Raw genomic sequence first — 12811 nt, 5'->3', positions numbered from 1 at the left:
CAATTCCGGGGGGCTCACGGTCGGTGTAGGAGCGGCCTTGTGTCGCGATGGACCGCAAAGCGGTCCCAAAAATCTCAGCTTCAGTCAGGCTTCTTGTCGACCCACTTTGGCGCCACCGGCGCAACAAAGCTGTCCATCCCGTCCAGCAGCTCATCAGGCTGCTGCCCCAGCAGCAACATCGCCCGATGCTGCGGCCGCACGAAGCCTTCTTCGACGATATGGTCGAGGAACCCGCCCAGCTTCTCGTAGAAGCCGTTCACATCCAGCAGCCCCAGCGGCTTGGCGTGATAGCCCAATTGGCCCCAGGTCCATACCTCGAACAACTCCTCCAGCGTACCCAGCCCACCGGGCAGGGCGATGAAGGCATCGCTCAGCTCGGCCATGCGTGCCTTGCGCGCGTGCATGCCGTCGACCACTTCCAGGCGGCTGAGGCCCTTGTGGCCGATTTCGGCATTCATCAGGCTCTGGGGGATGATCCCGATCACTTCGCCACCGGCCGCCATGGCCGCGTCGGCGACGGTGCCCATCAGGCCGACCGCGCCACCGCCATAGACCAGGGTCAGGCCGCGACGGGCAATCGCCTGGCCCAGAGCGATGGCCGCTTCACGATAGGCAGGGTTGGCACCAATGCTGGCGCCGCAGAACACACAAACGGAACGTACGGGCATTGCTCATCTCCAGTCACTCAGGCTGACAGGGTAAGGCCCATGTCCTACAGTTCCAAGGCTGCTTTCACTCCGGTCGGGAGAATTCGCAGATGGCGCCGGTCGCTCCATGGGCGTAGGCCGCCAGCAGGCTGTTCATCAGGCTTCCAAGGGTCATTTCGTATTGCTCCTAAATGAGAGGTTGTCCCATCGTCCAATAAAAGGGCATGATGTGCCCTTGAATTGGTTGTATACAATCCATTGAACAATTCTACTGGCTGGCCTCTTGACAGCCCCTTGACCCATATCAGCAAGGGGCTGAACGGTTTCAGGCAGTCTCGCAATTGATAAAACCCTGCCAAGGAGATTCATGATGTTTGCGAAAGCTGTAGCGGTATCCCTGCTGACCCTCGCCAGCGCTTCTGTCTTCGCAGCCGAGTGCTCGGTGACTGTCGACTCCACCGACCAGATGTCCTACAACACCAAGGAAATCACCGTCGACAAGAGCTGCAAGGAATTCACCGTCAAACTGACCCACTCCGGCAACCTGCCGAAGAACGTCATGGGCCACAACCTGGTGATCAGCAAGACTGCCGACATGCAGGGCATTGCCACCGAAGGCATGAGCCAGGGTCTGGAAAAGGACTACATCAAAGCTGACAACGCCGCGATCATCGCCCACACCAAGATGATTGGTGCTCCTGAGAAGGAGACCGAGGTGAAGTTCGACGCTACCAAGCTGGAAGCCGGTGGCGACTACAGCTTCTTCTGCACCTTCCCGGGCCACATCTCGATGATGAAGGGCAAGGTCGTCGTCAAGTAATCAAAGGCTGACGGTGAATCCTGTGGGAGCGGGTTCACCCGCGAATGCGTCGGTGGCTTCACCATGGCATTCGCGGGTGAACCCGCTCCCACAGGTCCGTCTATAGCCTGATCAAGGGGCGAACGGCAGTTCGCGCTTGTGCTGGGTCTTGCGGTAGGTGGCGACGATAATGTCGAACGCTTCCTGGTCAACCGGCTGCCCATGCAGGAAGGCATCGATCTGCTGGTAGGTCACGCCATGGGAGGCTTCGTCCGGCTTGCCCGGCGCCAGGTCTTCCAGGTCCGCAGTCGGCACCTTTTCCACCAGTGATTCCGGCGCACCGAAGCTGCGCGCAATCGCCCGCACCTGGTTCTTCACCAGCCCGCTCAGCGGCGCCAGGTCGCAGGCACCATCACCGAACTTGGTAAAGAACCCCATCACCGCCTCGGCGGCGTGGTCGGTACCGATCACCAGGCCCGCGCGGGCACCGGCGATGGTGTACTGGGCGACCATGCGGGTGCGCGCCTTGACGTTGCCGACCACGAAGTCCACCAGCGTCGGCGAGCCGTTCTTCAACTCCACCACTTCAGCCGCCAGCGCCCGTACTGCCGGGGCGATATCCACGGTGTGCACTTCGTCGGCCTTGATCACTTCCAGGCACGCCTGGGCGTCATGCTCGTCATGCTGGACCTGGTAAGGCAGGCGCACGGCGATGAAGGTGTAGGCCTTGTCGCCGGTTTCGGCGCGCAGCTCGTTGATGGCGCGTTGGGCTAGCAGGGCGGCGGTCAGCGAGTCGACGCCGCCGCTGATGCCCAGCACCAGGGTCTTGAGCCGGGCGTTGGCCAGGCAATCCTTGATGAACGCCACGCGCCGGGCCACTTCGGCCTCGAGCGCGGCGGCGTCGGCGAACGGCGGCTGTACCTTCAGCGCCTGGGCAATCTCTTGCTGAACCGCTTGCATGGGTTACTCCTTGCTGGGGACTTTGAATACATGGCGCATGTAGGCGACGAAGTTCTCGTCGCGGCATTGGGTCTTGGCGGCTTCGTCCGAGATCTTCGCCACCGGCGCGCCGTTGCAGTCGGTCATTTTAAGCACGATGCTCATCGGGGCCACGCCCGGGATATCACAGGTCAGGTTGGTGCCGATGCCAAAGCTGACGTTGATGCGACCGCGCAGGGCACGGAAGATTTCCAGCGAGCGGGTCAGGTTGAGACCGTCGGAAAACACCAGGGTCTTGGTCATCGGGTCGATACCCAGTTTCTGGTAATGGGCAATGGCCTTTTCCGCCCAGGCCACCGGTTCGCCCGAGTCGTGGCGCAGGCCATCGAACAGCTTGGCAAAGTACAGGTCGAAATCGCCGAGGAAGGCATCCATGGTGATGCAATCGGTCAGGGCGATACCGAGCAGGCCGCGGTACTCGCGCACCCAGCAGTCCAGCGCGGCGATCTGGCTGTCGATCAGTCGCGGGCCGAGTTGCTGGTGGGCCATGATCCATTCATGGGCCATGGTGCCCAGCGGCTTGATATCCAGTTTCCATGCCAGGTCGACGTTGCTGGTGCCGACAAAGCGGCCCGGGAAATCGTCGCGCAGCACACGTACCACTTCTTCCTGCACACGGCTGGAAAAGCGCCGACGGGTGCCGAAGTCGGCCACCTGCAGTTCGGCCAGTTCATCGTCGCTGGCATGTGCGCGCAGCCAGTCGAACTTGCGGTACAGCTGGTCGCGGGCCTCGGCCAGGCGCATGCGCGGGTGCAGGTGGCGGTTGCGCACTTCGCTGATGATCGCCAGCAGCGGCACTTCGAACAGGATCACATGCAGCCACGGGCCTTTCAGGCGCAGGAACAGCTGGTCGTTTTCTATCCCCAGGCCTACGTAGCGCAGGTTGAAGCGGAACAGGCGCAGAAAGCGCAGGAAGTCAGGCTTGAGGAAGCTGATACGTTCGAGGAAGGCCAGCTGGCCGTCATCCAGGGTGAGGTCGCTGAGCAGTTCGAGCTGGTTGCGGATCTCGCCGAGGTAGGGGCGCAGGTCCTCGCCGTTGCGGCAGCGGAATTCCCACTCGACGTCGGCGTCCGGGTAGTTGTGCAGCACGCCCTGCATCATGGTGAGTTTGTAGAAGTCGGTGTCGAGCAGGTTGTGCACGATGCGCTCGGCGAATGCGCTCTCGCTCATCAATGGGGCTCCGGAAGCGGCGAATGGCGGACATTGTGCCAGCCTTTTGCGCCTCGTGTGGCTGTTCCGGCCTCTTCGCGGGCTTGCCCGCTCCCACAGGAACACCTCCGAGCTCAGGAACGGTGCAATACCTGTGGGAGCGGGCGAGCCCGCGAAGAGGCCGGATCTGCCAAAACCGCGTGTTTTTTCGTGCACCAGCTAGCCTTGAAACGGTGCCGCCTGTAGCAGTCGCGCACCAGCTGTGTGCAGTTCGGTGACGTCCGCTGTTACAGGGCGGTTGCACGTAAACACTTGCCAGGGTTGCAATGATGGCACTCGATGGTTGCTCCTTGTCTGTACGTGTGGTGGCGCCTGCCGCGTGGCAGACGGTTGCACGCTCAATAAAGAAAAGGCCGTCGGTCGCCTGCCGGCAACTTGCATAGTGTGTTTTCCCGGAAGACAAAACCTATGGCACGGCCCTTGCTCAGAGCACAGGGCTGAGAAGTTGTAGTGCCAACCAAAAAAAACTCTAGGAGCACCACCTCATGTCGCAGACGTTTTACAAGAAAGGTTTCCTGGCTCTGGCCGTAGCTACGGCACTGGGTGTTTCTTCGTATGTTCAGGCCGACGTCAAGATCGGTGTAGCGGGCCCGATGACCGGGGCTAACGCAGCGTTTGGCGAGCAGTACATGAAAGGTGCGCAGGCAGCGGCCGACAAGATCAACGCCGCCGGTGGCGTGAACGGCGAGAAAATCGTGCTGGTCAAAGGCGATGACGCCTGCGAGCCGAAGCAGGCCGTGGCCGTGGCCAACCGCCTGGTCGACCAGGACAAGGTGATCGGCGTGGTCGGCCACTTCTGTTCCTCCAACACCATCCCGGCCTCCGAGGTGTATGACGAGGCTGGCGTCATCGCCATCACCCCGGGCTCCACCAACCCACAGGTCACCGAGCGCGGCCTGGGCGCCATGTTCCGCATGTGCGGCCGTGACGACCAGCAGGGCATCGTCGCCGGCGACTACATCGTCGACGTGCTCAAGGGCAAGAAAGTCGCGGTGCTGCACGACAAGGACACCTACGGCCAGGGCCTGGCCGACGCGACCAAGGCACAGCTGGAGAAACGCGGCGTCAAACCGGTGCTGTACGAAGGCCTGACCCGCGGCGAGAAGGACTTCAGCGCCGTCGTCACCAAGATCCGTTCCACCGGTGCCGACGTGGTCTACTTCGGCGGCCTGCACCCGGAAGCCGGCCCGCTGGTACGCCAGCTGCGCGAGCAGGGCCTGAAGGACGTCAAGTTCATGTCCGATGACGGCATCGTCACCGACGAACTGGTGTCCACCGCCGGCGGCGCGCAGTACGTCGATGGTGTGTACATGACCTTCGGCGCCGACCCGCGCCTGCTGCCGGACAGCAAGGCGGTGGTGGAGGAGTTCCGCAAGGCCGGTACCGAACCTGAAGGCTACACCCTGTACGCCTACGCCTCGCTGCAGGCCCTGGCTGCCGCGTTCAACGGCGCCAAGTCGAACAAGGGCGAAGACGCTGCCAAGTGGCTCAAGGCCAACCCGGTGCAGACCGTCATGGGCGAGAAAAAGTGGGACTCGAAGGGAGACCTGACCGTGTCCGACTATGTGGTCTACCAGTGGGATGCCCAAGGCAAGTACCACCAGCTGGAAAAACAAAAATAACAACGGCCCACGGCCCGGGCGCGTCAGCCCCGGGCCAAAGCCCCGCGGTACCTGTCTTTATCCGTAGATCTGCACAGTACTGCGCTGCGAGGGCCGCCTTGTCCCAGGCCCGCCGTGGTCGGCGCTCGTGCAATCTCAATCAGGTGAGATTGCGTTATGGATGGTATTTTCCTGCAGCAACTGGTCAACGGCCTGACCCTCGGGTCGGTCTATGGCCTGATCGCCATCGGCTACACAATGGTCTATGGCATCATCGGCATGATCAACTTCGCGCACGGCGAGGTGTATATGATTTCCGCGTACCTCGCGGCGATCAGCCTGGCATTGCTGGCTTATTTCGGTATCGAGTCGTTCCCCCTGTTGATGCTGGGCACCCTGTTGTTCACCATCGTCGTCACCGGCGTGTACGGCTTCACCATCGAACGCATCGCCTACAAACCCCTGCGCAACTCCACCCGCCTGGCACCGCTGATCAGTGCCATCGGCATCTCGCTGATCCTGCAGAACTACGCACAGATCAGCCAGGGCGCCCGCCAGCAAGGCGTGCCAACCCTGCTGGAAGGTGCCTGGCGTGTCGAAGTGGGCACCGGCTTCGTGCAACTGACCTACACCAAGATCTTCATCCTGGTGGCAGCCTTCGTTGGCATGGGCCTGCTCACCTACGTGATCAAGTACACCAAGCTCGGCCGCATGTGCCGTGCCACCCAGCAAGACCGCAAGATGGCCTCGATCCTGGGCATCAACACCGACCGGGTGATCTCCTACGTGTTCGTCATCGGTGCGGTGATGGCCGCCCTGGCCGGCGTGCTGATCACCATGAACTACGGCACCTTCGACTTCTACGCCGGCTTCATCATCGGCATCAAGGCGTTCACCGCTGCGGTGCTCGGCGGTATCGGCTCGCTGCCTGGCGCCATGCTCGGCGGGATCATCCTGGGTATTTCCGAGTCGCTGTTCTCTGGCCTGATCAACTCCGACTACAAGGATGTGTTCAGCTTCTCGCTGCTGGTGATGATCCTTATCTTCCGCCCACAAGGCCTGCTGGGTCGCCCGCTCGTGGCTAAGGTGTGAACATGTCCATTGCCAAAACTGCCTCCGTTACTGAAACCAGAAGTTTCGACATCAAACGCAGCCTGCTGGAGACCATCGTCGCCGGCCTGCTGGCACTCATCGTGTTTGGCCCTGTGGTCGGCGTGGTGCTCGACGGCTACACCTTCAATGCCGAGCCGCGGCGTGTGGCCTGGCTGGTCGGCGGGGTGATGCTGGGGCGCTTCCTGCTCAGCCTGTACCTGCAGACGGCCGCCGGCTCGCGCATGCTCCAGGGCTTCGAAAGCGGTGGTTCGGGCGTGCATGTGCGCGCGCCGAACTACGTATCGCGGCTGCGCTATATCATCCCTGCGCTGGTGGTGATTGCCATCGTCTTCCCGATCTTCGCCAACAAGTACCTGCTGACCGTGGTCATCCTCGGCCTGATCTACGTGTTGCTGGGCCTGGGGCTGAACATCGTGGTCGGTCTGGCCGGCCTGCTCGACCTGGGCTACGTGGCGTTCTATGCCATCGGCGCGTACGGCCTGGCGCTGGGTTACCAGTACCTTGGCCTGGGCTTCTGGAGCGTGCTGCCACTGGCGGCCATCGCCGCGGCGCTGGCGGGGTGCATACTCGGCTTCCCGGTGTTGCGGATGCACGGCGACTACCTGGCGATCGTGACCCTGGGCTTTGGCGAGATCATCCGCCTGGTGCTGAACAACTGGTTGTCGTTCACCGGCGGCCCGAACGGCATGCCGGCACCGGCGCCGACCTTCTTCGGCCTGGAGTTCGGCCGTAGGGCCAAGGACGGTGGGGTACCGATCCACGAGTTCTTCGGCTTCGATTACAACGCCAACCTCAAGTTCGTGTTCATCTACGCAGTGCTGTTCATCGTTGTGCTGGCCGTGCTGTACATCAAGCATCGCCTGACCCGCATGCCGGTCGGCCGTGCCTGGGAAGCGCTACGCGAAGACGAGATCGCCTGCCGCTCGATGGGCCTGAACCACGTGCTGGTCAAGCTTTCGGCGTTTACCCTGGGTGCCTCCACCGCCGGCCTGGCCGGGGTGTTCTTTGCCACCTACCAGGGCTTCGTCAACCCGTCGTCGTTCACCTTCTTCGAGTCGGCGCTGATCCTCGCCATCGTCGTGCTCGGTGGCATGGGCTCGACCGTAGGTGTGGTGATCGCGGCCTTCGTGCTGACCGTGGCGCCCGAGCTGCTGCGCAGCTTCTCCGAATACCGCGTGCTGCTGTTCGGTGTGCTGATGGTGCTGATGATGATCTGGCGACCGCGTGGGCTGATCCGCATCAGCCGTACCGGTGTGACCCCGCGTAAAGGAGTGGCGCCATGAGCGACGATATCATTCTCTCGGTCGACAACCTGATGATGCAGTTCGGTGGCATCAAGGCGCTCAGCGATGTCAGCCTGAAGGTCCGGCGCAACCAGATCTTCGCCCTGATCGGCCCCAACGGTGCGGGCAAGACCACCGTGTTCAACTGCCTGACCGGGTTCTACAAGGCCAGTGGCGGGCGCATCGAGCTGAACGTGCGCGGCAGCCACACCAATGTCATCCAGCTGCTCGGCGAGCGCTTCCAGGTGGCGGACTTCGTCTCGCCGGCGCGCTTTGCCAACCGCATGTACTACAAGATGTTCGGCGGTACCCACCTGGTCAACCGCGCCGGCCTGGCACGCACCTTCCAGAACATTCGCCTGTTCAAGGAAATGTCGGTGGTGGAGAACCTGCTGGTGGCCCAGCACATGTGGGTCAACCGCAACCTGCTGGCCGGGGTGCTCAACACCAAGGCCTACCGCAAGGCCGAGAGTGACGCACTGGACCACGCGTTCTACTGGCTGGAGGTGGTCGACCTGGTCGATTGCGCCAACCGCCTGGCTGGCGAGTTGTCGTACGGCCAGCAGCGCCGCCTGGAAATCGCCCGGGCCATGTGCACGCGGCCGAAGATCATCTGCCTGGACGAACCGGCGGCTGGCCTGAACCCACAGGAAACCGAAGCTCTCAGCCGCATGATCCGCGTGCTGCGCGACGAGCACGACATCACCGTGGTGCTGATCGAACACGATATGGGCATGGTCATGAGCATTTCCGACCATATCGTGGTGCTCGACCACGGCAACGTGATTGCCGAAGGCGCGCCGCAGGATATCCGCCACAACCCGACGGTGATCGCCGCCTACCTGGGTGCCGATGAAGAGGAACTGGTATGAGTGCACCCATTCTCGAACTGAAGGACCTGGACGTGTTCTACGGCCCGATCCAGGCGCTGAAAAAGGTCTCGATGCACATCAACGAGGGCGAGACGGTCAGCCTGATCGGCGCCAACGGTGCCGGCAAGTCGACCCTGCTGATGTCGATCTTCGGTCAGCCGCGGGCGGCGTCGGGGCATATCGTGTACCGCGGCACCGACATCACTCGCAAGTCGTCGCACTACATCGCTTCCAACGGCATCGCCCAGTCGCCGGAAGGGCGCCGGGTGTTCCCCGACATGACCGTCGAGGAGAACCTGATGATGGGTACCATCCCCATCGGTGACAAGCATGCCGACGAAGACATGCAGCGCATGTACGAGCTGTTCCCGCGCCTGAAAGAGCGGCGTAACCAGAGGGCCATGACCATGTCCGGTGGCGAGCAGCAGATGCTGGCCATTGCCCGCGCGCTGATGAGCCGGCCAAAGTTGCTGCTGCTGGATGAGCCATCGCTGGGGCTGGCGCCGATCGTGGTCAAGCAGATCTTCTCGACCTTGCGTGAATTGGCCAAGACCGGGATGACCATCTTCCTGGTGGAGCAGAACGCCAACCATGCGCTGAAACTGTCGGACCGGGCTTATGTGATGGTCAACGGGCAGATTCGCATGAGCGGCACGGGGCAGGAGCTGTTGGTCAACGAGGAAGTGCGCAACGCCTATCTCGGCGGGCATTGAGTTGCACTGGGGGGCCGCTTTGCGGCCCATCGCGACACAAGGCCGCTCCTACAGGCGATCTGCGATTCCATGTGGCATCGCGGCCCCTTGTAGGAGCGGCCTTGTGTCGCGATGGGCTGCAAAGCAGCCCCGATTCCAAATGTGGACAACTTGTCGCGGGCCTGCCTCCATACACTCCAGCATCCCATCCCAAGCCCTTGTTTCCACAGGCCCGATCTTTTCCACGGATAATGTGGAACCGCCTGTGGAAAACATGGTGGCATCTCGCTCGAGCCCTTTGATAACAAGCCCTGCAGCTTCATGATCATTTTTTGATCACAGGCGCCTTGTGGATGATTTTCCCAGGTTTTTTAAAGCCCTGCATTCATTCCAAGGCTCGCGCAAAACCTGTGGATAACCCTGTGAAAAAACCTTGGACAGACCGCTGCAGACGGCATGCCTGAAAGCCTTGCGCCATCACCGAAAAGATATCCACCGACCACAAGTCGCTGAAAGGGTTCCGCACCATGGACAAGTTGCCCCCAATCCGTGGGGAAAGCCTTGTGGATAACATGCGCATAGCTGGTGCCGAGCCCTCTGCTGCAAGGGTTTGCCGCATATGATCAAAAAACGAACAGTGCCCCGGGCGGGTTGCTGCAAGCGCCCGGCGCGGGCATGCTGCAAGCCTGCCGATGACAATCCACCGTGAGGAACAGAGCATGACGTCCACCGTATTCATCACTGGCGCGACTTCCGGTTTCGGCGAGGCCACTGCCCGCCGCTTCGCCGAAGCCGGCTGGAAGCTGGTGCTCACTGGCCGCCGCAAGGAGCGCCTGGACGCCCTGTGCGCCGAACTGTCGGCCAAGACCGAAGTACATGGCCTGGTGCTCGACGTGCGTGACCGCAAGGCCATGGAGCAGGCCATCGCCAGCCTGCCGGCCGGCTTCGACAAGCTGCGCGGCCTGGTCAACAACGCAGGCCTGGCGCTGGGTGTGGACGCGGCGCAGAACTGCAGCCTGGACGACTGGGAAACCATGGTCGACACCAACATCAAGGGCCTGATGTACACCACCCGCCTGCTGCTGCCACGGCTGATCGCCCATGGCCGTGGGGCGTCGATCCTCAACGTAGGTTCGGTGGCGGGCAACTACCCGTACCCGGGCAGCAACGTGTACGGCGGCACCAAGGCCTTCGTCGGCCAGTTCTCGTTGAGCCTGCGCTGCGACCTGCGGGGTACGGGCGTGCGCGTGAGCAACATCGAGCCGGGCCTGTGCGAGAGCGAGTTCTCGCTGGTGCGCTTCGGCGGTGACCAGGCCAAATACGACGCCACCTATGCCGGTGCCGAGCCGATCCAGCCGCAGGACATTGCCGAGACCATCTTCTGGATCCTCAACCAGCCGGCGCATATCAACATCAACAGCCTCGAGCTGATGCCGGTGAGCCAGGACTGGGCAGGGTTCTCGATCGACCGATCGGTCAAAGGCTGATCCGAGGGCCTTTTCGCGGGTAAACCCGCTCCCACAGGTACTGCACCGGTTTCGGAGCAGGCGCTATCCCTGTGGGAGCGGGTTCACCCGCGAATGCGTCAGCTCAGGCGCTGCAACCCTTCCAGGCAAGTCGCCAAATGATAGGGCGTAGTAGAAGGCATATCATGCCGGCTGACACTACCTTGCCCATCCCGGCACTCATACCAGCCCGCCTCACGCAGGAACCGCGCTTCCAGCGCCTGCAACTGCCCGGCCAGCTTCGCCTCGCCCCCTGTCCGCAACACCAGCGCCCGCAGGTATTCCGCCTGCGCCCAGATCCGCTGGGTGGCGTCGAGCACCTGGCCATCCACATCCAGCATCGCCAGTACCGCGGTGTCCTTCACACCGTACTGCTCGGCGTAGCCGAAAGCCCGGTCGATGGACGCATGCAGCGGCGTATCACGCAGCAGTGGCGAGGTATGCAGCAGGTAGAACCACTCGAACTGGTGCCCTGGCTCGAACCAGTTATCCACAGTGCCGCGTGGCTTTTCCAGCATCAGGCCGTGGGCGGGGTCGATGAAGTGTTCCTGCAGCGCCTCGCACAGGTGCAGCAACGACTGCTGGGCATGCTCGTCGTCACGCACCGCCAGCACCTGCAGGAAGGCTTCGGCCAGGTGCATCTGCGGGTTCTGCAGCGGGCCGCTGCCGAGGTCGGCCCAGTCTTCAGCGAGGCTGGCTTCGTACAGGCCATCGTCGCGGGCGAACTGCTGGTCGATGATGTCCATCGCGGCGTTCAGCGTGGACTCCACCAGGTTTTCACGCACCTTGCCCCAGTAATGTGCACAGGCGAAGACGATGAAGGCGTGGGTGTAGAGGTCCTTGCGCCGATCCAGCGGTTTGCCCTGGGCGTCGATGCTGTAGAACCAGCCGCCGTGTTCGGCGTCGTGGAAGTGCTTCTGCAGCGAGCGGAACAAGGCGGCCGCACGCTCGGCTGCGCCCGGTTGCCCGATGCGGCTGCTGAACAGGTACAGCTGACGCGCGCAGGCCATGGCCCGGTAGCGCTGCACCGGCAATGGCTGGTGCTGGGCGTCCAGTGCCTCGTAGGGCAGGGCCATGTCGGCGTTCCAGCCCGGGCCTTGCCACAACGGCACGATGCGTTCGGCGAAGTGCTGGTTGAAGCGGGCCAGTTCGGGCAGGGTGGGGCGGGGGTCGGACATTTCGGCGCTCGTCGCTGTCGGGCAGGGCGCCATGGTAGCAGAACTGGGGTTGTGGGTAGTCTGTGCCGGCCTCTTCGCGGGCACGCCCGCTCCCACAGGATCACCACAAGGTTCGAGCAATGCGGGGTACCTGTGGGAGCGGGCATGCCCGCGAAGAGGCCGGCACAGGCTACCGATCAGCTCGGGTTGCCAAGCCCCTGCCAATGCCGCGCCCCCACGAAGATGAAGCGCAACTGCTGGGTGATCTTTTCCTGCGGCGTCAACGCCTGTGGATAACCCGCTTCGGGGCTGTCGATAAGCTCTGGCAGGGTGGCGAACACGGTTTTCACCACCAGGTCGGCCATCACCGCCAGCGCGGCGCTATCCAGGTGCTGCCAGCGCTTCATCCGCGCCAGGTCGGTGGCCAGGTCGTCGCTGATGTCCTGGCGCAGGCGGGCAATGGCTTGGCGTACGGCCTGCGAACCGCCGTACTGCTCACGGGCGAGGAACAGGAACTGCGCACGGTGGGCGGCGACCACGTCGAGGAAGATGCGCACCGATGCGTCGGTGATGCCGCCCAGTTCGAATTCGTTCTGGCGCACCAGGCGGATGGTCTGGCGGAAGGTAGTGTCGACCTCGGCAACCAGGGCCAGGCCCAGGGCGTCCATGTCGGAAAAATGCCGGTAGAAGCCGGTGGGTACGATGCCGGCTGTCTTCGCCACTTCGCGCAGGCTGATACTGCCGAAACCACGGCCACTCTCCATGAGCTGGCAGGCGGCATCGAGCAGGGCCTGGCGGGTCTGTAGCTTCTGTTCGGCGCGCGGCAGCATGGTGCGGGCTTCTGTGGCGGTAAGGCTGGGCACTCTAGTTAAAAAAACAAAGCCCGGTCAATGGACCGGGCCTGGAGGGTAGCAAGCGTTGTGACAGAGGTTGT

General features: G+C 62.7%; 12 protein-coding genes. 7 read left to right on the top strand and 5 right to left on the bottom strand.

What is annotated here, in order from left to right:
• Positions 1-80 precede the first annotated feature (80 nt).
• Positions 81-668, bottom strand: coding sequence for a TIGR00730 family Rossman fold protein (locus ABNP31_RS23495; RefSeq protein WP_025340819.1), 588 nt, complete (start codon positions 666-668; stop codon positions 81-83).
• 349 nt (positions 669-1017) lie between these two features.
• Between ABNP31_RS23495 and azu the strand changes: the two genes are divergently transcribed.
• Positions 1018-1467, top strand: a complete 450-nt coding sequence (gene azu / locus ABNP31_RS23490; RefSeq protein WP_015271990.1) for an azurin — start codon at positions 1018-1020, stop codon at positions 1465-1467.
• 111 nt (positions 1468-1578) lie between these two features.
• On the opposite strand, the gene nadE is transcribed toward azu, so the two are convergent.
• Together nadE and pncB are read right to left on the bottom strand one after the other, a co-directional pair.
• A complete protein-coding gene (nadE, locus tag ABNP31_RS23485; RefSeq protein ID WP_013974414.1) occupies positions 1579-2406 on the bottom strand; it encodes an ammonia-dependent NAD(+) synthetase in 828 nt (275 codons plus the stop codon).
• 3 nt (positions 2407-2409) lie between these two features.
• Positions 2410-3615: a nicotinate phosphoribosyltransferase gene (gene pncB, locus ABNP31_RS23480; RefSeq protein ID WP_350012818.1), complete on the bottom strand. Its 1206-nt coding sequence runs from the start codon at positions 3613-3615 to the stop codon at positions 2410-2412.
• 524 nt (positions 3616-4139) lie between these two features.
• Here pncB and ABNP31_RS23475 point away from each other — a divergent pair.
• The 6 genes from ABNP31_RS23475 to ABNP31_RS23450 all read left to right on the top strand — a co-directional run bounded on the left by ABNP31_RS23475 (position 4140) and on the right by ABNP31_RS23450 (position 10702).
• The gene (locus ABNP31_RS23475) at positions 4140-5276 is read left to right on the top strand and encodes a branched-chain amino acid ABC transporter substrate-binding protein (RefSeq protein WP_015271988.1); all 1137 of its coding nucleotides are present in this window, start codon (positions 4140-4142) and stop codon (positions 5274-5276) included.
• A gap of 156 nt (positions 5277-5432) precedes the next feature.
• On the top strand, positions 5433-6347 hold the full coding sequence (locus tag ABNP31_RS23470; protein WP_013974411.1) for an ABC transporter permease subunit: 915 nt from the start codon (positions 5433-5435) through the stop codon (positions 6345-6347).
• A 2-nt stretch (positions 6348-6349) separates the two neighbouring features.
• On the top strand, positions 6350-7651 hold the full coding sequence (gene livM / locus ABNP31_RS23465) for a high-affinity branched-chain amino acid ABC transporter permease LivM (protein WP_238066982.1): 1302 nt from the start codon (positions 6350-6352) through the stop codon (positions 7649-7651).
• Complete coding sequence (locus tag ABNP31_RS23460; protein WP_025340815.1) at positions 7648-8523, top strand: ATP-binding cassette domain-containing protein; 876 nt, start codon at positions 7648-7650, stop codon at positions 8521-8523. Before livM ends, ABNP31_RS23460 begins: the two co-directional genes overlap by 4 nt.
• A complete protein-coding gene (locus ABNP31_RS23455) occupies positions 8520-9236 on the top strand; it encodes an ABC transporter ATP-binding protein (RefSeq protein WP_015271986.1) in 717 nt (238 codons plus the stop codon). The genes ABNP31_RS23460 and ABNP31_RS23455 overlap by 4 nt, the downstream gene beginning before the upstream one ends.
• Positions 9237-9934: 698 nt before the next feature.
• Entirely contained in the window at positions 9935-10702 is a 768-nt protein-coding gene (locus tag ABNP31_RS23450; protein ID WP_075046516.1) for an SDR family oxidoreductase, read from the top strand.
• A gap of 98 nt (positions 10703-10800) precedes the next feature.
• On the opposite strand, the gene ABNP31_RS23445 is transcribed toward ABNP31_RS23450, so the two are convergent.
• Together ABNP31_RS23445 and fabR are read right to left on the bottom strand one after the other, a co-directional pair.
• Complete coding sequence (locus tag ABNP31_RS23445) at positions 10801-11898, bottom strand: AGE family epimerase/isomerase (protein WP_350012817.1); 1098 nt, start codon at positions 11896-11898, stop codon at positions 10801-10803.
• 176 nt (positions 11899-12074) lie between these two features.
• On the bottom strand, positions 12075-12707 hold the full coding sequence (gene fabR / locus ABNP31_RS23440) for an HTH-type transcriptional repressor FabR (RefSeq protein ID WP_003259042.1): 633 nt from the start codon (positions 12705-12707) through the stop codon (positions 12075-12077).
• Between the last annotated feature and the right edge of the window lie 104 nt (positions 12708-12811).

Origin of the sequence: Pseudomonas asiatica, assembly GCF_040214835.1 — a bacterium.
Taxonomy (GTDB): Bacteria; Pseudomonadota; Gammaproteobacteria; order Pseudomonadales; family Pseudomonadaceae; genus Aquipseudomonas; species Aquipseudomonas putida_Z.
Note: the sequence above shows the minus strand (reverse complement) of the source record. Positions and strands in the feature narration are given on the sequence as shown.

Excerpts from the sequence above, each read along its gene's own strand:
- ABNP31_RS23475 (WP_015271988.1), top strand. The coding sequence starts at position 4,140 with ATGTCGCAGACGTTTTACAAGAAAGGTTTCCTGGCTCTGGCCGTAGCT.
- pncB (WP_350012818.1), bottom strand. The coding sequence starts at position 3,615 with ATGAGCGAGAGCGCATTCGCCGAGCGCATCGTGCACAACCTGCTCGAC.
- ABNP31_RS23450 (WP_075046516.1), top strand. The coding sequence starts at position 9,935 with ATGACGTCCACCGTATTCATCACTGGCGCGACTTCCGGTTTCGGCGAG.
- livM (WP_238066982.1), top strand. The coding sequence starts at position 6,350 with ATGTCCATTGCCAAAACTGCCTCCGTTACTGAAACCAGAAGTTTCGAC.
- ABNP31_RS23470 (WP_013974411.1), top strand. The coding sequence starts at position 5,433 with ATGGATGGTATTTTCCTGCAGCAACTGGTCAACGGCCTGACCCTCGGG.
- fabR (WP_003259042.1), bottom strand. The coding sequence starts at position 12,707 with ATGCTGCCGCGCGCCGAACAGAAGCTACAGACCCGCCAGGCCCTGCTC.
- ABNP31_RS23495 (WP_025340819.1), bottom strand. The coding sequence starts at position 668 with ATGCCCGTACGTTCCGTTTGTGTGTTCTGCGGCGCCAGCATTGGTGCC.
- ABNP31_RS23460 (WP_025340815.1), top strand. The coding sequence starts at position 7,648 with ATGAGCGACGATATCATTCTCTCGGTCGACAACCTGATGATGCAGTTC.
- nadE (WP_013974414.1), bottom strand. The coding sequence starts at position 2,406 with ATGCAAGCGGTTCAGCAAGAGATTGCCCAGGCGCTGAAGGTACAGCCG.
- azu (WP_015271990.1), top strand. The coding sequence starts at position 1,018 with ATGTTTGCGAAAGCTGTAGCGGTATCCCTGCTGACCCTCGCCAGCGCT.
- ABNP31_RS23445 (WP_350012817.1), bottom strand. The coding sequence starts at position 11,898 with ATGTCCGACCCCCGCCCCACCCTGCCCGAACTGGCCCGCTTCAACCAG.
- ABNP31_RS23455 (WP_015271986.1), top strand. The coding sequence starts at position 8,520 with ATGAGTGCACCCATTCTCGAACTGAAGGACCTGGACGTGTTCTACGGC.